Below are 18,692 nucleotides of genomic sequence, written 5' to 3'. Positions count from 1 at the left end.
TCACCTTAGTGCTCCGGCCGAGGCACCGAGCCGTCTGCCCCCCGACGCGACGGACCGGCAGGAATGAGAATGCCGGGTCGCGATAAACGAACGATGAACGGTCGAGCCGCGGTGGTCAGGCGACGGCTGCCGGATATAGGAGTGCCCGGACGTCCTCCGCTTCGGGGGAGTTCAGGGCCTCGAAGATCGTCAGTGATTCGGTCCAGCACACGCGGGCGCGATCGGTGTGGCTGATCGCCGCGAGACTGCGGCCGAGCACGGTGAGGACGTTGGCGCGCCGCCAGTCCCCGCCGATCCCGGACAGGATCGCGAGGGCCTGCTCCGCGTGGGCGGCGGCAACGGCCGGCCTGCGGTCGGCGAGATGCAACTCGGCGAGGCGGAACAAAGTCATCCCGTGCCACAGGTGCTGTCGGCTGCCGCGGAAGATCTCCAGGGCCGCGGTCAGCGTCGACTGTGCCTCCGCGGTCTTCCCGAGGCTGGTGAGGGCCAGGCCAAGCGCGTACTTTCCGTTGGCCAGGCGCAGGGCCTGTCCGGTCGCGTCCACCTCGTAGATCTCCACGCCCCGGCGGGCCAGCGTCACCGCGCTCTCCAAGCGGCCGGTGGCCAGGTGGACGCGCGAGAGATTGCACAGGGCGCTGGCCGCGCCCGGCTGGTTGGCGTCCTCGCGGAAGGCTTCCAGTGCCTGTTCCAGATGGGCTTCGGCGTCGGAGTGGCGGCCTTCGTAGAGAGCGATGATGCCTCGCTGGTTCGGAGCCTGGCCGCATGCCACCGGATCGCCCGCCGCCTTGCCCAGTTCCAGGGCCCGGTGGCCCTCGGTCTCCGCCTCGCTGAACCGGCCGCACACGCTGTGCACGTGGGTGAGCATCGTCCGGGCGCGCGCCTCCGCCCACTGGTCGCCCACCGCCTCGGCCGCGACGCTCACGGTCGTGGCCGCGTGGGCGAACTGCAGGGAGTTGGCGCCTGATTCGCCGAGGTCCACCGCGGCCATCAGCAGGTCGGCGGCCTTGCGCTGCAACCCGGCCGCGGCAGCCTGCTGGGCGCACGCCAGAAGGCAGTTGGACTCGTTGAACAGCCATTCCAGGGCGCGGTCGCGGTCCGCGAAGACCAATCCGGGGTGGTCCGTGGCCGCGAAGTGGTCGAGGACCCGCTCCCCCGGCCGCTCGATCGCGTAAACCCCCGCCGCCGTGGCCAGATAGAAGTCCAGCAGTCTCGACATCGCCGCCTCCCGCTCCTCCGGAGGCAGCTCGTCCCGCTCGGCGCACGCGCGGGCGTAGAGGCGGACCAGGTCGTGGTAGCGGTAGCGGCCGGGGGCTGCTGATTCCACCAGGGATGTGTCTACCAGGGATTCCAGGAGGTCTTCCGTTGTCTCCGGAGGGAGGTCGAGGGCCGCTGCTGCCGCCGCGAGGGAGATGTCGGGGCCGTCCGCCAGGCCCAGGAGGCGGAAGGCGCGGGCCTGGGGCGGGTCCAGCTGGCCGTAGCCCAGTTCGAACGTGGCCTTGACCGCGAGGTCGCCCGCCTGGAGTTCGTCGAGGCGGCGGCGTTCGTCCGCGAGCTTCGCGGCGAGGACCGAGACCGTCCAGGTGCGGCGGGCCGCCAGGCGGGAGGCCGCGATGCGGATGGCCAGGGGGAGGAAGCCGCAGGCGGCGACCACGTCGAGGGCCGCTTCGCGTTCGGAGGCGACCCGTTCCGCGCCGACGATCTTTGTGAAGAGCTGGAGGGCTTCCTCCGGTGACATCACGTCCAGGTCCACGAGATGCGCGCCGACCAGGTCGACCATCCGTACGCGGCCCGTGATGAGCGCGGCGCAGCCCTCCGTGCCGGGCAGGAGCGGGCGGACCTGGGCGGCGTCGCGGGCGTTGTCCAGGAGGACCAGGACGCGGCGGCCGTCGAGCGTGGAGCGGTAGAGGGCGGCGCGGTCGTCGAGGGAGTCGGGGATCGCGGAGTCGGCGGTGCCGAGGGCGCGGAGGAAGGAGCCGAGGACCGTTTCCGGTTCCGCCGCGCGGGAGCCCGCGCCCTGGAGGTCCACGTAGAGCTGGCCGTCGGGGAAGGAGGGGCGGGCCGCGTGGGCCACGTGCACGGCGAGCGTGGTCTTGCCGACGCCGCCGATGCCCGCGACCGCCGAGACCGCCATGACCTGGCCCTCCCCGTCGGGGGACGATGCGGAGGACAGGACGTCGCTGAGTTCGGTGACGAAGGACGCGCGGCCCGTGAAGTCGGGGACGGTGGCGGGGAGCTGGGCCGGGCGCAGGGGCGCGGCGGCGGGCTCGGTCGCCGGGGCGGACGGTTCCGCGAGGCCGGGGTCGGCCTGGAGGATGCGCTGCTGGAGCTCGGCGAGGCCGGCGCGGGGGTCGACGCCGAGTTCGTCGGCGAGAAGGCGGCGCGTGTCGGCGTACACGGCGAGGGCCTCGGCCTGGCGGCCCGAGCGGTACAGGGCCAGCATCAGGAGTTCGCGCAGGCGTTCGCGCAGGGGGTGGGCCGCGGTGAGGGCGGTCAGTTCGGAGACGGCCTCGGCGTGGCAGCCCTGTTCGAGGTCCATGTCGAGGCGGGACTCGAGGACGCCGAGGCGCCATTCCTCCAGGCGGGCGCGCTGGGTCTCCGCGTACGGGCCGGGGACGCCCGCGAGGGGTTCGCCGTCCCACAGGGCGAGCGCGCGGCTGCACAGCTCGCGGGCGGTGCGCAGGTCGCCGGCGCCGCGGGCCTTCTCGGCGTCCGCGCGGAGCGCCTCCGCCGCGGCCAGGTCGAGCGCGTCGCCGCCGGCGGAGCGGATCGCGTAGCCGCCGGACTCGCTGACCAGGACGCCGGGGTCGAGGATCTTGCGGAGCCGGGAGGCGTACGTACGGACGGCGGCGAGGGCCTGCGACGGGGGATCGTCGCCCCACAGGGCGTCGATCAGCTCGGCGGCCGTCGCCGTGCGGCCGTCGCGCAGGAGGAGCGCGGCGAGCAGGGCGCGCTGCTGGGGCGAGCCGGTGGCCAGGGGTTCGCCGCCGCGCCAGGCGCGTACCGGTCCGAGCACGCTGAAGCGCAGACGCGCCGGGCTCTCCTGAGGCTCGGGAGGCTCCGCGCTCCCGGTGGCCCCGGAGGTCCCGGTGCGCCGCTGCTCCGGTACTCGCGGTACACCGTCCATCGCCGCCCCCTGCCCTGCCGCATGCGTCACTTCTCGAAGACAACCCGAGTCGCCGAGGGCCAGTTTGCCTTGTGCATGGCGGATGCGTCAGCCGTGCGAGACGGCCATCACAGACACCTCACCTCAGGTGCCCGCCGTCCAGGGAGCTGACGGATCGTCAGATCGGCGCTACCGTCGTCGACATGGAGACCAAGGAGAGCAAGGAGAGCCCCCGGGCCTTCCCCAGGATCATTTCCGTGGATGACCACACTGTGGAACCGCCGAACGTCTGGCAGGACCGTCTCCCGGCGAAATACCGGGACGTGGGCCCGCGCGTCGTGCGGGCGCCGCTGAAGGAGATGACGTTCCTGGGCGGCAAGTTCGCGCCGGTCATGGGCGCCCCGGGCGACGACGGCCCGATCGGCGACTGGTGGGTCTACGAGGACCTGCACCGGCCCCTCACCCGCCTCGACACCGCCGTCGGCTACGACAGGGACGAGATCAAGCTCGAGGTCATCACGTACGAGCAGATGCGTGAGGGCTCCTACGACGTGCCGGCCCGGCTCGCCGACATGGACGTGAACCATGTCCAGTCCGCCCTCTGTTTCCCGACCTTCCCGCGTTTCTGCGGCCAGACCTTCACCGAGGCCAAGGACCGCGACCTCGGGCTGCTCGGGGTGCGCGCGTACAACGACTGGATGGTGGACGAGTGGTGCGGGCCGCTCGCCCAGGGGCGGCTCATCCCGCTCACCCTCGTCCCGCTGTGGGACGCCGAGCTGGCCGCCGCGGAGGTCCGGCGCAACGCCGCCCGTGGCGTGCGCGCCGTCGCCTTCTCCGAGATACCCCCGCACCTGGGCCTGCCGTCGGTCCACGGCGACGACTGGGACCCGTTCTTCCGGGCCTGCGACGAGACCGGCACCGTCATCGCGATGCACATCGGCTCGTCCAGCCGGATGCCGTCGACGTCCGCCGACGCGCCGCCCGCCGTCGGCTCGACGATCACCTTCGCCAACTGCTGCTTCTCGATGGTCGACTGGCTGATGAGCGGCAAGTTCGAGCGCTTCCCGAACCTGAAGATCATGTACGCGGAAGGCCAGATCGGCTGGATCCCGTACATCCTGGAGCGCGCGGACGTCGTCTGGGAGGAGAACCGGGGCTGGGGCGGGGTCGCCGACAAGGTGCGCAAGCCGCCCTCCGAGTACTTCGCCGACCACGTCTACGGCTGCTTCTTCGACGACGCGTTCGGGCTGAAGAACCTCGACGCGATCGGGGTCGGGAACGTGCTCTACGAGACCGACTACCCGCACTCCGACTCCACCTGGCCGAAGTCCAGGGAGGTCGGCGAGGCGCAGATGGGGCACCTGGACGCGGACGTCGTCGACCGCATCGTGCGGCGCAACGCCATCGACCTGCTCGGCCTCACCGACGACGGTCTGTGGGCAGGTGAGTGACGCGATGACCTCCCGACTCGTCTACGGCATCCAGCTCCCGATCCAGTCCCAGTCGACGATGTACGCGGAGGGCTGGGAGGCCGGAGCGGGCGCCGCCGAGCTCGCCGAGATCGCCCGCACCGCCGACCGCACCGGCTTCGACTACATCGCGTCCTGCGACCACGTGGGCATCCCGCGACGCCTGGCCGACGCGATGAGCACCACCTGGTACGACCCGGTCGCCACCCTCTCCTACCTCGCGGGCATCACGAAGAACGTGCGGCTCATGAGCCATGTGGCGATCGTCGGCCTGCGCCATCCGCTGGCCACGGCGAAGCAGTACGCCACCCTCGACCATCTCTCCGGCGGCCGGCTCGTCCTCGGGGTGGGGGCGGGGCACGTGCAGGAGGAGTTCGAGGCGCTCGGCGTCGACTTCGCGCGGCGCGGGGCCGTCCTGGACGAGGCGGTGGACGCGTTGAAGGCCGCGCTCGGGCCGGAGGAGTACCCGGAGTTCAAGGGCGAGCGGTTCTCGTTCTCGGGCCTTGGGCAGCGGCCGAGGCCCGCGCAGGCGCGGGTGCCGGTGTGGGTGGGCGGCTCGTCGCCGGCGGCCGTGCGCCGCGCCGCCGTGAAGGGCGACGGGTGGCTGCCGCAGGGCGATCCGCGTGAGCGGCTGCCCGAGCAGATCGCGAAGCTGCGGCGGCTGCGCGAGGAGGCGGGCGTCGCCGCGCCGATCACCGTCGGCGCGATCACCGAGCCCCTGTACGTGGGGCGGCCGTCCTGGCACGTCGGGCGGCGCACCGTGTCCGGCGCCCCCGAGGCCGTCGCCGAGTCGCTGCGGGCGTACGGCGCGATGGGGGTGCACCAGATCCAGGTCAGGTTCCGCTCGCGGAGCCTTCGTGAACTGACCGACCAGATGGCGGCGTTCGCCGCCGGCGTGGCTCCGCACCTCAACGATTAACCGCTCCGCACCTCAACGACTAGGAGTACGGGCATGGGCAAGCTGGACGGACGCGTCGTCGTCATCACGGGCGCGGCGCGCGGGCAGGGCGAGCAGGAGGCGCGGCTCTTCGCGGCCGAGGGCGCCAAGGTGGTGCTCGGGGACGTCCTCGACGACCTGGGCGAGGCGCTGGCCAAGGAGATCGGCGGGCTCTACGTCCATCTGGACGTGAGCCGCGAGGACGACTGGGCGGCGGCGGTCGCGGCCGCGAAGAAGGCGTACGGGAAGATCGACGGCCTGGTGAACAACGCCGGGATCCTGCGGTTCAACGAGCTGGTCAGCACGCCCCTGGACGAGTTCCAGCAGATCATCCAGGTCAATCAGGTGGGCGCGTTCCTGGGGATCAAGACGGTGGCGCCCGAGATCGAGGCGGCCGGCGGGGGGTCGATCGTGAACACGGCCTCGTACACGGGTGTGACGGGCATGGCGTACGTCGGCGCGTACACGGCGACGAAGCACGCGATCGTGGGGCTCACGCGGGTGGCGGCCCTGGAGCTGGCCGGGAAGGGGATCCGGGTGAACGCCGTCTGCCCCGGTGCCATCGACACCGCGATGAGCAATCCGTCGCAGCTCGACCCGGAGGCGGACTCGGAGGAGGCCTCGCAGGCGCTCGACGAGCTGTACCGCAAGCTCGTGCCGCTGGGCCGGGTCGGGCAGCCCGAGGAGGTGGCGCGGCTCGCGCTGTTCCTGACCGCGCAGGAGGACTCCGCGTACATCACGGGCCAGCCGTTCGTCATCGACGGCGGGTGGCTCGCGGGCGTCAGCGTGCTGTGACGAACGATCTGGCAAGTGATCTGACGTTGCATCAGGTATTGACGCTCCACGGGCACGGTGAAACAGTCGGCACATCGAATCTGACGGTACGTCAGAAATGGCGAAGGCCTCTGACACAGCCGCCGGTCACAGACAGGGGACGGTGAACCTCCTTGGAATTCGGGCTCTTTGTACAGGGATATGTGGGCAAGCGTGCCGAGACCGACCCGCTCGCCGAGCACAAGGCGCTGATGGAGGAGACCGAGTACGTCATCCAGGCGGACAAGTCGGGCTTCAAGTACGCCTGGGCGTCCGAGCACCACTTCCTGGAGGAGTACTCGCACCTCTCCGCGAACGACGTCTTCCTCGGCTACCTGGCGCACGCGACGGAGCGGATCCATCTGGGGTCGGGGATCTTCAATCCCCTCGCCCAGGTCAACCACCCCGTGAAGGTCGCCGAGAAGGTCGCCATGCTCGACCACCTCAGCGAGGGGCGGCACGAGTTCGGCAGCGGGCGCGGCGCCGGCAGCCACGAGATCCTCGGCTTCATCCCCGGGATCACGGACATGAACTACACCAAGGAGATCTGGGAAGAGACCATCGCCGAGTTCCCGAAGATGTGGCTCCAGGAGGAGTACGTCGGGTTCCAGGGCAAGCACTGGTCGCTCCCGCCGCGCAAGGTCTTCCCCAAGCCGTACGGGAAGGCGCACCCCGCCATGTGGTACGCGGCCGGCTCGCCGCCCTCGTACGCGATGGCCGCCCGCAAGGGCCTCGGTGTCCTGGGCTTCAGCGTCCAGAAGGTCTCCGACATGGAGTGGGTGCTGGAGCAGTACAAGTCGAACATCGGAAAGGCGGAGCCCGTCGGGGCGTTCGTCAACGACAACGTCATGGTGACCTCGACCGCGATCTGCGCGCCCACGCACGCGGAGGCCGTACGGATCGCCGCGGGCGGCGGCCTGAACTACCTGCAGTCGCTCGTCTTCCGCTACCACGACACGTTCCCGCGGCCCGAGGGCTTCCCCGTGTGGCCCGAGACGCTGCCCGAGTTCAACGAGGAGATCATCGAACTCCTCATCGCCGAGGAGCTGCTCATCTGCGGCGACCCGGACGAGGTGCTCTCCCAGTGCAAGCGGTGGGAGCAGGCGGGGGCCGACCAGCTGTCGTTCGGCCTGCCGATCGGTGTCTCGAAGGAGGACACGCTTCAGTCGATCAAGCTGATCGGTGAGCACGTGATTCCGAAGATCGACACGGATCCGGTGCACCGGACCACGCGGTTCCGTCAGTCGGCGTAGGAGTTGGGTTCGGGGCGTGTGGCCCACGTCGCGGGGCTGCGCCCCCGGACCCCCCTGTCGCCCTTCGGGCTCGTCCTCAAACGCCGGACGGGCTGGATTGTGGGCTCGTCCTCAATCTCCCCCAGACACCGTCCGGGGGGACCCCCACGGGCTGAATTGGTGCGCCCGCCCGCCCGGTCCGGAAGGGCTGGGTGGGTGCGCCTGTTTGTCGTTGTTCAATCTGCCGGGAGGGAAACGCCGCATGCTCGACCACCTCATCAAAGGCGCGACCGTCGTCGACGGGTCGGGCCGGAGCGCCTTCGTCGCCGACGTCGGCATACGGGACGGCCGGATCGCCGTCATCGCCGAGCCGGGCACCGTGGCGGAGCCCGCCGCGACGGTCGAGGACGCGAGCGGACGCATCCTCGCCCCCGGCTTCGTGGACCCGCACACCCACTACGACGCCCAGCTGTTCTGGGACCCGTACGCGACGCCGTCGCTGAACCACGGTGTGACGACCGTCGCCGGCGGCAACTGCGGTTTCACGCTCGCGCCGCTGCACCCGGACCGGCCCGAGGACGCCGACTACACGCGCCGGATGATGTCCAAGGTCGAGGGCATGTCGCTGGTCGCGCTCGAAGAGGGCGCGCCCTGGACGTGGAATTCCTTCGGGGAGTATCTGGACGCGCTCGACGGGCGCATCGCCGTCAACGCCGGGTTCATGGTGGGGCACTGCGCGCTGCGGCGGTACGTGATGGGGGCCGAGGCCGTCGGCGGGCAGCCGTCGCCGGAGCAGATGGAGCAGATGCTTGCGCTCTTCCACGAGGCCATGGACGCGGGCGCTTGGGGGTTCTCCACGACTCAGTCGTCCACGCACTCGGACGGTGACGGTCAGCCCGTCGCGTCCCGGCACGCGCGGCCCGAGGAGCTGCTCGCGCTGAGCCGGGCCGTCGGCGAGCACGAGGGCACCCAGATCGAGGCGATCGTCGCGGGGTGTCTCGATCAGTTCAGTGACGACGAGATCGATCTGTTCGTGGAGATGAGCGCGGCGGCCGGGCGGCCTTTGAACTGGAACGTTCTGACGATCGATGCCGCCGTTCCCGAGCGTGTGCCGCGTCAGCTGATCCCGAGTGAGCGGGCGCGTAAGGCCGGTGGCCGGGTCGTCGCCCTGACCATGCCGATCCTGACGCCGATGAACATGTCGCTCGGGACCTTCTGTGCGCTGAATCTGATACCCGGCTGGGGCGAGATCCTCGGGCTGCCGGTCGACGAGCGCATCGCCAAACTGCGCGACCCGGACGTGCGTGCCGAGATGCTGCGGCGCGCGGACAGCAAGGAGGCCGGCGTCTTTAGGCGCCTCGCCCACTTCGGTCGCTACGTCATCGGCGACACGTACTCGGAGGCGAACGAGGGCCTGACCGGGCGCGTGGTCAAGGACATCGCGGCCGAGCGTGGCCAGGAGCCCTTCGAGTGCATCGTCGAGATCTGCGCCAACGACCGTATGCGGACGGTGCTCTGGCCCATGCCGAGCGACAACGACCCGGACTCGTGGGCCCTGCGCGCCGAGACCTGGAGCCACGAGGACGTGCTCCTCGGCGGGTCCGACGCGGGCGCCCACCTGGACCGGATGTGCGGGGCGCCGTACACGACACGGTTCCTCGGGGACTGTCTGCGCGGGCGGAAGCTCGCCGGGATCGAGGAGGCGGTGAAGATGCTCACCGACGATCCGGCGCGGCTCTTCGGGCTGCGGGAGCGCGGCCGGATCGAGGAGGGCTGGCACGCGGACCTCGTCCTGTTCGACCCGGAGCGGATCGACGCGGGCAAGGCCACCCTCGTCCACGACCTGCCCGGCGACAGCCCGCGTCTCGACTCGAAGGCGATCGGGATCAACGCGGTGTGGGTCAACGGCGTCGAGGTCATCCGCGAGGACGTGGTGACCGGGGCCGTGCCCGGCAAGGTGCTGCGGTCGGGTAAGGACACAAGGACGGTGAGCACCAAGTGACCAGTACGCAGCGGCTGTTCATAGGCGGCGAGTGGGTCGAGCCCGGCGGCGGTCACTACGAGGTGATCGACCCGGCGAGCGAGACGGTCGTGGGGCTCGCGCCCGAGGCGTCCCGCGCGCAGGTCCACGACGCGGCCGCCGCCGCCCGTGGGGCCTTTGATGCGTGGTCCCGTACGTCGCCCGAGGAGCGCGCCGCGGTCCTCGACCGGGCCGCCGACATCATGCAGCGGGACTTCGCGGCGAACGCGGACCTCGCGCAGGCCGAGAGCGGCGCGACGAGCGGGACCGCGCGCGGCATGCAGGTCGCGGTGGGTGTGGCCCGCTTCCGGCGGTATGCGAAGGGCGCCCTGGAACCGGTCGAGCAGGGGCTGCCGCCGCAGATCAACGAGGCGGGGCCGATGGGGAAGGCCGGTGTCCTCGGAGCGCTCGCCGTGCGCCAGCCCGTCGGGGTCGTCACCTGCATCACCTCGTACAACAACCCCTGGGCCAATCCGGCGGGCAAGGTCGCGCCGGCCCTCGCGATGGGCAACACTGTCGTCGTGAAACCGGCGCCGCAGGACCCGCTGTCCGTATACCGGATGGCGGCCGCCCTGGAGGAGGCCGGTGCGCCGGCGGGTGTGGTGAACGTGGTCAGCGGTACGGCCGTCGAGGTGGGCGAGGCCGCCGTCGATTCGCCGGACGTCGACATGGTCAGCTTCACCGGGTCCACGGCGGTCGGGCAGCGCATCGGCGAGGTGTGCGGGCGCGGCATGAAGCGGCAGCTGATGGAGCTGGGTGGCAAGGGCGCGGCGCTCGTCTTCGACGACCTGGACGAGGCGGGCCTCGCGTCCGCGGTCTCCGGGATCGGCACGACGTACGCCTTCTACAGCGGCCAGATCTGCACCGCCCCGACCCGCGTGCTCGCCCAGCGCGGGATCTACGACCGGCTCGTGTCGAAGCTGAGCGACTACATCGGCTATATGAAGGTGGGCGATCCGCGCGAGCGCGGGACGGTCGTCGGCCCGGTGATCTCGGCGGCGCACCGCGACCGGGTCGAGTCGTACGTCGAGCTGGGCCGCAAGGAGGGTGCGCGGGTCGTCGCGGGCGGTGAGCGGCCCGCGTTCGAGAAGGGCTTCTACGTCGCGCCGACGCTGCTCGCGGACTGCACGAACGACATGCGGGTGGTGCGGGAGGAGATCTTCGGGCCCGTCGTCGTGGTCGTGCCCTTCGATGACGAGGAGGAAGGGATCGCCCTCGCCAACGACAGCGACTACGGGCTCATCGACTACGTGTGGTCGGGCGACGTGGCGCGGGCCTTCCGGGTGGCGCGGCGGCTGCGGGCCGGCGGGGTCGGCGTGAACACGGTCGGGCGGAACATGGAAGCGCCGTTCGGCGGGTTCAAGCAGAGCGGGGTCGGGCGGGACGTGGGCTCGTACGCGCTGCACGCGTACAGCGAGCTGCAGTCGATCGTGTGGCAGGCGTAGGCGTAGGCGTGTGGCAGGGGTGACCGGCTGACTCCTGCCCCCCGCCCTCCTCCTACTGCGGCGGCCAGTTGTTGTAGGGCCCCTGCTGCCCCTGCTGCCCGTACTGCGGGGGCTGCGGTGCGCCGTACGGGGGCTGGGGCTGGGCCTGGCCGCCGTATCCGGGTGCCTGCTGGCCGTACTGCGGCTGCTGCCCGCCGTACTGCTGCGGCTGCGGCTGGCCGTACGGCTGCTGGGGCTGGGAGCCCGGCGGGAGGAAGAAGACCTGGCCGGGGGCGGGCTCGTAACGGACGAAGCCCGCCGCCTGGAGGTACGCGCCGGCCTTCTTGTGGCGCAGGAGGTTGATCCAGACGCCGACGCCGCCCAGGACGACCAGGCCGCCCGCATAGCCGAGGGCGAGGGCCGGAGAGCTGCCCAGGGAGATGAGCGAGCGCAGGAACGCCAGGAGGACGACCACGCCGAGGACCGGCAGCCGCTTGATCAGCGCGGCCTTGCCGGTCAGGTCGAAGAGGACGCGCTTCTTGTTGAGTTCCAGCGTCTGCGGCGGGATCCCGGGCATCTGCGGCGCGTACGGCCAGTACTGCGCGGCGCGCGCCTGCGCCTGCGGGCTGGGGTCGGGGGTGAAGAGCAGCTTGATGGAGAAGGTCTCCTGCCGGGCCCCGGTGTACTGGTAGCCGAAGAGCTCGGCGGTGGACACGAGCGTCGCGAGCCGCTTCATCATCGACATCTTGGTCGTGAACTCGAACGGCATGCCCCTGCGCATGTGCTCGAACAACTGGACCGTCTGGCGATCTGCCATGCGTCTTCCGCCCCAAGTCTCGGCGCCGGCACTGCCCCACCCCGGCGCTGTGGCAAACATTCAAGGAGGGGCAGCCTAGCCAGTCGTCCTACGCGCCCAGGAACACCGGGTTCGTGAACGCGGCGAGCGCCCCCGGCAGGCCCGGCACCGCCGGCGCGTGCCGGACCTCGGCCCGCACGTAGGCCGCGTACGCCGCCGTCGTGTGCCACTCGGCCGAGCCCGCACCGGAGTCCGGGAGCGCGGGCGCGGTGAACAAGGTGCCCTGGTCCGTGACGAGGTGGAGCGTGCAGCCCGGCGCGCCCCTGACCTCCAGACGGACCGTGACGGGGGCGTCCGGGTCCACGGCGAGACGTTCGCCGATGCCCGCGTGCTCGCCGCGCGAACCGGACGCCGTGAAAGTCAGCTCCACGGCCTTCGACTCGGCGACGTAGGACCGGCCCGCCTTGATGCCCGCCTGGATGGCCTCGCGGGTCAGGTCGTCGGCGAGGACGACCGTCTGGGGGCCGCCGACGCGGTCGGGGTCGCGGTGGGCGTCGCTGTTGCCCATCGCCGGGATCCACTCCCGCGTACCCCGCGCGGACGCCACGAGGGTGTTGTCCCAGTCGGCGAGGGAGACCTCGTCGTCCGGGGTGTACGGGCCGTTCCACACCTCCACCGCGTCCGCCTCGCCGAAGCCGAACTTCCAGTTGCAGCCGATGCAGGTGGCGTGCGGATGGGCCGGTACGACGAGGCCGCCGGCCCGGCGGACCTCGCGGGCGTACTTGCCGAAGCGGTTGTCGCGGGCCCGGTAGCGCCAGTCGACGAACGTGCCGGGGTCCGTGCCGAGCGCCACCACGTGGCCGTTGCGCGTGGTGATCTCCTCGCCGAGCATGATGAGCAGGTCGTCGCCGGCCTGGTCGGCCCAATGGGCGTGCGAGGAGTGCGTGTTGTGTTCGGACGTATTGATGAAGTCCAGGCCGGCCGCGCGCGCGAGGGCCGCGATCTCGGCGGGGGTGCGCTTGCCGTCCGAGTACCACGAGTGCAGATGGCAGTCGCCGCGGTACCAGGCGCGGCCCCGGCCCTTGGCCCGGGACGGCGGGTAGACGGGCTTCGGGGTCTCGCCCTGCTCGCCGTACGTGAGCGTGACGGTCAGCTCGTAGGGGAGGCCCCCGGGGGCCACCGTGTACGGGCCGAGCGCGATGTGCCAGGTCCCTGCGCGGACCGGGCCCGGGATGTAGCCGGGCGTCGCGTCGTCCGCGCGGACGAAGAACTCGCTGCGCGCGCCGCCCGACCAGCCGCGGAAGCCCTCGCCGCCGAGCGCGGTGCCGCGTTCGTCGAACACTCCGATGTCCAGGGCGTTGTTCTGCGTCCCGGCCGGCACGGTGGCCTTGGTGTAGGTGTAGGCGACGCGGACCTCGCGGACGCCCTGCGGCACCTCGACCGGCACGTACACGAAGTCGGGCGCGCCGGGCGGCAGCGTCCCCTTCACGGTCCGCGTCGTCTGCGTACCGTCCGCCGGTGTGCGGCCGTCGGCCGCGCTCGCGAAGCTCACACCGCTCAACGTAAGCGCGGTGGCCGCTCCCGTCACGAACAGCGCGCGTCTGCCCATGGCGGTCGTGGTGTGGTCGTCGTCGCACATGCTGTGGCTCCCAGGGTGTCGTGACGTTCTGTCGATGACGTTCTGTCGATGACGTTCTGTCGGTGACGTGGGTGGTGCAGGCAACCCTGGTATTGAGTCGTGAACTCCCCTGTAAGGGAAGGGGAGCGGAGTCTTACGTCTGTCCGGTAGGAATGCCCCATGCGGATCGCGACCACGATTTTCCTGACCGACGAGACCATCACGCCCGTGCGGCTCGCGCGGGAGCTGGAGCAGCGCGGGTTCGCGGGGCTCTATCTGCCCGAGCACACGCACATCCCGGTGGAACGGACGACGCCCTACCCGGCCGGGGGTGAACTGCCCGCCGAGTACGGCCGCACCCTCGACCCGTTCGTCGCGCTCGGGCAGGCCGCCGCCGTCACGGAACGCCTCGGGCTCGGCACCGGTATCACGCTGATCGCCCAGCACGACCCCATCGTCCTGGCCAAGCAGATCGCGACCCTCGACCATCTCTCGGGCGGCCGGTTCACGCTCGGCGTGGGCTTCGGCTGGAACGTCGAGGAGGCCGCGGACCATGGCGTCGACTGGGGCACGCGGCGGGCCCTCGGCCGGGAACGCATGCGCCTGATGCGGGCTCTGTGGGCGCCCGCACCGACCGCGTACGAGGGCAAGTCCGGGGTGTCGGTGCGGGCCAGCCACGCCTATCCGAAGCCGGCCGGGGGCGCCCCGCGCACCCTGATCGGGGGAGCGGCGGGGCCCACGCTGTTCACGCACATCACGGAGTACGCGGACGGCTGGCTGCCCATCGGCGGGCGCGGCCTCACCGAGTCGCTGCCCGTCCTGCGGTCCCGCTGGGAGGAGGCGGGGCGCGACCCGGCGGCCCTGCACGTCGTCCCGTACGCGGTCCTGCCGAGCCCGGGGAAGCTGGCGCACTACGCGGAGCTCGGCATCGACGAGGTCGTCCTCCAGCTGCCCCCGGCGGACGAGACGTCGGTCCTCAGGATCCTCGACGAGTACGGGCAGTACCTGTGACGCTCTTATGAGTCAGCCCCTGACCTGGCGTGAAACGCGCGCCCGGCGTGATTCCGCGCACGTCGGCGCGGCGCAGACGTTGTCGGCGGGCGCTCGTAACATCGGACCATGACTGATCCGGAGGCTGTACGACCCACCGCCAACGCGATGCGCCGCGCGTTGAAGCGGTCCCGCGACGGCGTCGCCCTCGACCTGGCGGAGGCGGCGGTCCTGCTCCAGGCCCGCGGCGACGACCTGCGGGACCTGACGGCGTCCGCCGCGCGCGTACGGGACGCGGGCCTGGAGGCCGCGGGCAGACCGGGCGTCATCACGTACTCGAAGAAGGTCTTCATCCCGCTGACCCGGCTGTGCCGGGACAAGTGCCACTACTGCACGTTCGTGACCGTGCCCGGCAAGCTGCGCCGGGACGGGCACGGGATGTACCTGTCGCCGGACGAGGTCCTCGACATCGCGCGCCGGGGCGCCGAAATGGGCTGCAAGGAAGCCCTGTTCACGCTCGGCGACCGGCCCGAGGACCGCTGGCCCGAGGCCCGCGAGTGGCTGGACGCGCACGGCTACGACGACACGCTCGCGTATGTGCGCGCCATGGCGATCCGGGTCCTGGAGGAGACGGGACTGCTCCCGCACCTCAACCCCGGTGTCATGACGTGGACCGACCTCCAGCGCCTCAAGCCGGTCGCGCCGTCCATGGGCATGATGCTGGAGACGACCGCGACCCGCCTGTGGTCCGAGCCCGGCGGCCCGCACCACGGCTCGCCCGACAAGGAGCCCGCGGTCCGGCTGCGGGTCCTGGAGGACGCGGGCCGTTCGAACGTGCCGTTCACGACGGGCGTCCTGATCGGCATCGGCGAGTCCTACGAGGAGCGCGCCGACGCCCTCTTCCAGCTGCGCCGCATCCAGCGCAGCTACCACGGCATCCAGGAAGTCATCGTCCAGAACTTCCGCGCCAAGCCGGACACGGCGATGCGCGGCATGCCGGACGCCGAGCTGGAGGAGCTCGCCGCGTGCATCGCGGTCGCCCGCCACATCCTCGGCCCGTCCGCCCGCATCCAGGCCCCGCCGAACCTCGTCGACGAGGAGTACGCGCTCCTGATCGGCGCCGGCATCGACGACTGGGGCGGGGTGTCGCCGCTGACCCCGGACCATGTGAACCCCGAGCGCCCCTGGCCGCACATCGACGAACTCGCCGCCCGCACCGCCGAGTCGGGCTTCGAGCTGCGCGAACGCCTCACGATCTACCCGGAGTTCATCGAGCGCGGCGAGCCGTGGCTCGACCCGCGCCTCCTGCCCCACGTGCGCGCCCTCGCCTCGGCCGAGACCGGCCTGGCCGACGACGAGGCCCGCCCGCAGGGCCTGCCGTGGCAGGAGCCCGACGAGGGATACGTGGCGTCCTCGGGCCGCACGGACCTGCACCGCACCATCGACACGACGGGCCGCACGTCCGACCGGCGCGACGACTTCGACGAGGTGTACGGCGACTGGGAGGCGCTGCGCGAGCAGGCCGCGCCCGGCATGGTCCCGCAGCGCATCGACGGCGACGTGCGCGCCGCGCTCGCGACGGCGGCCGACGACCCGACGAAGCTCACCGACGACGAGGCGCTCGCCCTGCTGCACGCGGACGGCCCCGCCCTCGACGCGCTCTGCGGCATCGCGGACGACATCCGCAAGACGGTGAACGGCGACGACGTCACGTACATCGTCACGCGGAACATCAACTTCACGAACGTCTGCTACACCGGCTGCCGTTTCTGCGCCTTCGCGCAGCGCCGCACGGACGCGGACGCGTACACGCTCTCGCTCTCCCAGGTCGCGGACCGGGCCGAGCAGGCGTGGGACGTGGGCGCGGTCGAGGTGTGCATGCAGGGCGGCATCCACCCCGACCTGCCGGGCACGGCCTACTTCGACATCGCGAGGGCGGTGAAGGAACGCGTACCCGGCATGCACGTGCACGCGTTCTCCCCGATGGAGGTCGTGAACGGCGCGACGCGCACCGGTCTGTCCATACGGGACTGGCTGACCGCGGCGAAGGAGGCCGGCCTCGACTCGATCCCCGGCACGGCGGCCGAGATCCTCGACGACGAGGTCCGCTGGGTCCTCACCAAGGGCAAGCTGCCCACGGCGACGTGGGTCGAGGTCATCACGACGGCCCACGAGCTGGGCATCCGCTCCTCCTCCACGATGATGTACGGGCATGTGGACCAGCCCCGCCACTGGCTCGGCCACTTCCGCACGCTGGCCGGCATCCAGGAGGCCGCACTCTCCAAAAACGTGGGCGGCTTCACGGAGTTCGTGACGCTCCCGTTCATCCACACCAACGCGCCGGTCTACCTCGCGGGCATCGCGCGCCCGGGCCCGACGACCCGCGACAACAGGGCCGTCACCGCCATGGCCCGCATCCTCCTGCACCCCCACATCCCCAACATCCAGACGAGCTGGGTGAAGCTGGGCACGGAGGGGGCGGCGGAGATGCTGCGCTCGGGAGCGAACGACCTGGGCGGCACGCTCATGGAGGAGACCATCTCCCGTATGGCCGGGTCGAGTTACGGCTCGTACCGCTCCGTCAAGGATCTCGTCACGATCGCGGAGGCGGCGGGCCGCCCGGCGAAGCCGCGGACGACCCTGTACGGGGAGGTGCCCGAGGAGCGGCAGCGGGCGGCGACGGCGTCGGACGGCCATCTGCCGGAACTGCTGCCGGTCCTGGGGGACTGAGCGCGGCGACGGCAGTGGGACGGGGGCCGGCGCAGCGCCGGCCCCCATGGCTCACCGCCCGCCGAGCTCCTGCCCCAACTGGGCGTTCTTCTCCGGGACATGGACGGCGGCCGGGCCGAACGACGTGATGCTCCTCGTCGTCAGGCCGCCCGTCGCCCCGCGCAGCACCCACGCGGCGCCGGAGTCGGCGTACGTGCCGTCCTCCAGGGGCGCGGCGGCGGCCAGGTCGGCCTTGCCGTCGCCGTCGAGGTCCTGGAGCACGACCTGCTGCCCGAACCCGTCGCCCTTCTCCGACGCGCCGGGCACACCGGCCGTCGACTGGCTGAAGGCCTGCGCGCCGGTGCCGGACAGGCCGCCGCGGCCGCCCTTGAGCAGGACGACGCTGCCGGCGTCCTTGACGCTGCCGATGGCCTCGCCGGGCACGCCGACGGCGATGTCCGCGTAGCCGTCGCCGTTCACGTCACCGGCGGAGAGGTCGGACCCGAACATGTCCCCGCTCTCCCCGACCCCGGGCACGCCGGACGTGTCCTGCGTGATGACCTTGGTCCGGGTCGTGGAGGGCCCGTCGGCGGTCCCGTACATCACCAGGACGGTCCCCTTCTCGTACGGGATGTCCTCATAGTTGCTGCCGATGTCGTGGACGACGAGGTCGCCGTAGCCGTCGCCGTCGACGTCGCCGATGGCACCACGGAAGGAGGAGGTCAGAGCCTTCGCGGTGTGGCTGACGCCCGTCTTCCCGCCCTTCCAGAACTTGCTGGCGTAGGCCGTCTCCTCGAAGCCGTGGCTCGTGACGATGTCGTCGGCGCCGTCCCCGGTCACGTCCCCGACGACGATGTCGCCGGGCCCGAACGTCTGACTGGTGACGATGGAGTCCTGGTGTGCCGGCTTCCCGCTCGCCCGGTCGAACGGCCCGTACGAGACGGTCATCCCGGCATTGTCGTCATCCGGGTCGTCGCTGCGCGGGTAGTCGTCGGTGACGAGGTCGCGGTGCCCGTCCCCATTGAAGTCCCCGACGGCGAACATCCCGGTGGAGGTGGGCAGCGCGACGGCCCCGGCCCCGCCGACTCCCGTCGGGGACCCCCACAGCACCACACTCGGCTTTCCGTCGAGCCCGGCGACGACGAGGTCGGTGTACGAGTCCCCGTCGAGGTCTCCGGTGGTGACGCGCTCCCCGAAGTAGCCGCCCTCCGCCGCGGCCCCCGGTATCCCGGCGGTGGATCGTGTGAAGACCTTGGCGTGCGCGATATCGGGCCCGCCCTTCGCGCCGTACACGACGGACACGGCCCCGGCACTCGGATGCCCGGACACGGTGGCCCCGGGCGCCCCGAGCACGAGATCCCCGTACCCGTCGTGATTGAAGTCGGTGAGGGGCACGCGGGGCGGCACGGGCGCGGCCGCGGCGGTCCCTGCGGCCGATGCGAGGGCGAGCGGCGTGACGAGCGCGGTGACGGCGAGCGCGGTGACAAGTGTGCGACGCACGGTTCCTCTCCTTCTTGGTGTCCTGTGGGGGTGTTGTGGGTGACGCAGGGGGAGACGTGCGGGGGGTGGGAAACGTTGTAC

12 protein-coding genes are annotated in these 18,692 nt (G+C 71.5%); 8 read left to right on the top strand and 4 right to left on the bottom strand.

The window, feature by feature from the left end; genetic code table 11:
- Nucleotides 1–115: 115 nt before the first annotated feature.
- The gene (gene afsR, locus EOT10_RS25315) at nt 116–3,124 is read right to left on the bottom strand and encodes an SARP-family global regulator AfsR (protein WP_127830627.1); all 3,009 of its coding nucleotides are present in this window, start codon (nt 3,122–3,124) and stop codon (nt 116–118) included.
- Between the two features lie 182 nt (nt 3,125–3,306).
- Between afsR and EOT10_RS25310 the strand changes: the two genes are divergently transcribed.
- The 6 genes from EOT10_RS25310 to EOT10_RS25285 all read left to right on the top strand — a co-directional run bounded on the left by EOT10_RS25310 (nt 3,307) and on the right by EOT10_RS25285 (nt 11,019).
- Nucleotides 3,307–4,554 carry an amidohydrolase family protein gene (locus tag EOT10_RS25310; protein WP_127830626.1) on the top strand — a complete coding sequence of 416 codons (1,248 nt, stop codon included), beginning with the start codon at nt 3,307–3,309 and terminating at the stop codon, nt 4,552–4,554.
- Nucleotides 4,555–4,558: 4 nt separating this feature from the next.
- Complete coding sequence (locus EOT10_RS25305) at nt 4,559–5,491, top strand: LLM class F420-dependent oxidoreductase (protein WP_127830625.1); 933 nt, start codon at nt 4,559–4,561, stop codon at nt 5,489–5,491.
- 33 nt (nt 5,492–5,524) lie between these two features.
- Nucleotides 5,525–6,304, top strand: a complete 780-nt coding sequence (locus EOT10_RS25300) for an SDR family NAD(P)-dependent oxidoreductase (RefSeq protein WP_127830624.1) — start codon at nt 5,525–5,527, stop codon at nt 6,302–6,304.
- Between the two features lie 152 nt (nt 6,305–6,456).
- Nucleotides 6,457–7,575: an LLM class flavin-dependent oxidoreductase gene (locus tag EOT10_RS25295; protein WP_127830623.1), complete on the top strand. Its 1,119-nt coding sequence runs from the start codon at nt 6,457–6,459 to the stop codon at nt 7,573–7,575.
- 241 nt (nt 7,576–7,816) lie between these two features.
- Nucleotides 7,817–9,556: an N-acyl-D-amino-acid deacylase family protein gene (locus tag EOT10_RS25290; RefSeq protein ID WP_127830622.1), complete on the top strand. Its 1,740-nt coding sequence runs from the start codon at nt 7,817–7,819 to the stop codon at nt 9,554–9,556.
- Complete coding sequence (locus tag EOT10_RS25285) at nt 9,553–11,019, top strand: aldehyde dehydrogenase family protein (protein WP_127830621.1); 1,467 nt, start codon at nt 9,553–9,555, stop codon at nt 11,017–11,019. The genes EOT10_RS25290 and EOT10_RS25285 overlap by 4 nt, the downstream gene beginning before the upstream one ends.
- 52 nt (nt 11,020–11,071) lie before the next feature.
- Here EOT10_RS25285 and EOT10_RS25280 read toward each other — a convergent pair whose 3' ends face one another.
- A complete protein-coding gene (locus EOT10_RS25280) occupies nt 11,072–11,815 on the bottom strand; it encodes a hypothetical protein (protein WP_127830620.1) in 744 nt (247 codons plus the stop codon).
- 88 nt (nt 11,816–11,903) lie between these two features.
- Entirely contained in the window at nt 11,904–13,433 is a 1,530-nt protein-coding gene (locus EOT10_RS25275) for a CehA/McbA family metallohydrolase (protein WP_127830619.1), read from the bottom strand.
- Between the two features lie 159 nt (nt 13,434–13,592).
- Here EOT10_RS25275 and EOT10_RS25270 point away from each other — a divergent pair, with 159 nt between their 5' ends.
- Both EOT10_RS25270 and EOT10_RS25265 read left to right on the top strand, forming a co-directional pair.
- Nucleotides 13,593–14,423, top strand: a complete 831-nt coding sequence (locus EOT10_RS25270) for an LLM class F420-dependent oxidoreductase (protein WP_127830618.1) — start codon at nt 13,593–13,595, stop codon at nt 14,421–14,423.
- Nucleotides 14,424–14,531: 108 nt separating this feature from the next.
- A complete protein-coding gene (locus EOT10_RS25265; RefSeq protein WP_127830617.1) occupies nt 14,532–17,132 on the top strand; it encodes a bifunctional FO biosynthesis protein CofGH in 2,601 nt (866 codons plus the stop codon).
- Between the two features lie 51 nt (nt 17,133–17,183).
- On the opposite strand, the gene EOT10_RS25260 is transcribed toward EOT10_RS25265, so the two are convergent.
- Nucleotides 17,184–18,611, bottom strand: a complete 1,428-nt coding sequence (locus tag EOT10_RS25260; protein WP_127830616.1) for an FG-GAP-like repeat-containing protein — start codon at nt 18,609–18,611, stop codon at nt 17,184–17,186.
- Between the last annotated feature and the right edge of the window lie 81 nt (nt 18,612–18,692).

This window comes from Streptomyces antnestii (assembly GCF_004005495.1).
Classification (GTDB): domain Bacteria; phylum Actinomycetota; class Actinomycetes; order Streptomycetales; family Streptomycetaceae; genus Streptomyces; species Streptomyces antnestii.
This window is presented reverse-complemented; position numbering and strand designations above follow the sequence as displayed.

Excerpts from the sequence above, each read along its gene's own strand:
- afsR (WP_127830627.1), bottom strand. The coding sequence starts at position 3,124 with ATGGACGGTGTACCGCGAGTACCGGAGCAGCGGCGCACCGGGACCTCC.
- EOT10_RS25310 (WP_127830626.1), top strand. The coding sequence starts at position 3,307 with ATGGAGACCAAGGAGAGCAAGGAGAGCCCCCGGGCCTTCCCCAGGATC.
- EOT10_RS25305 (WP_127830625.1), top strand. The coding sequence starts at position 4,559 with ATGACCTCCCGACTCGTCTACGGCATCCAGCTCCCGATCCAGTCCCAG.
- EOT10_RS25300 (WP_127830624.1), top strand. The coding sequence starts at position 5,525 with ATGGGCAAGCTGGACGGACGCGTCGTCGTCATCACGGGCGCGGCGCGC.
- EOT10_RS25290 (WP_127830622.1), top strand. The coding sequence starts at position 7,817 with ATGCTCGACCACCTCATCAAAGGCGCGACCGTCGTCGACGGGTCGGGC.
- EOT10_RS25280 (WP_127830620.1), bottom strand. The coding sequence starts at position 11,815 with ATGGCAGATCGCCAGACGGTCCAGTTGTTCGAGCACATGCGCAGGGGC.
- EOT10_RS25275 (WP_127830619.1), bottom strand. The coding sequence starts at position 13,433 with ATGTGCGACGACGACCACACCACGACCGCCATGGGCAGACGCGCGCTG.
- EOT10_RS25270 (WP_127830618.1), top strand. The coding sequence starts at position 13,593 with ATGCGGATCGCGACCACGATTTTCCTGACCGACGAGACCATCACGCCC.
- EOT10_RS25265 (WP_127830617.1), top strand. The coding sequence starts at position 14,532 with ATGACTGATCCGGAGGCTGTACGACCCACCGCCAACGCGATGCGCCGC.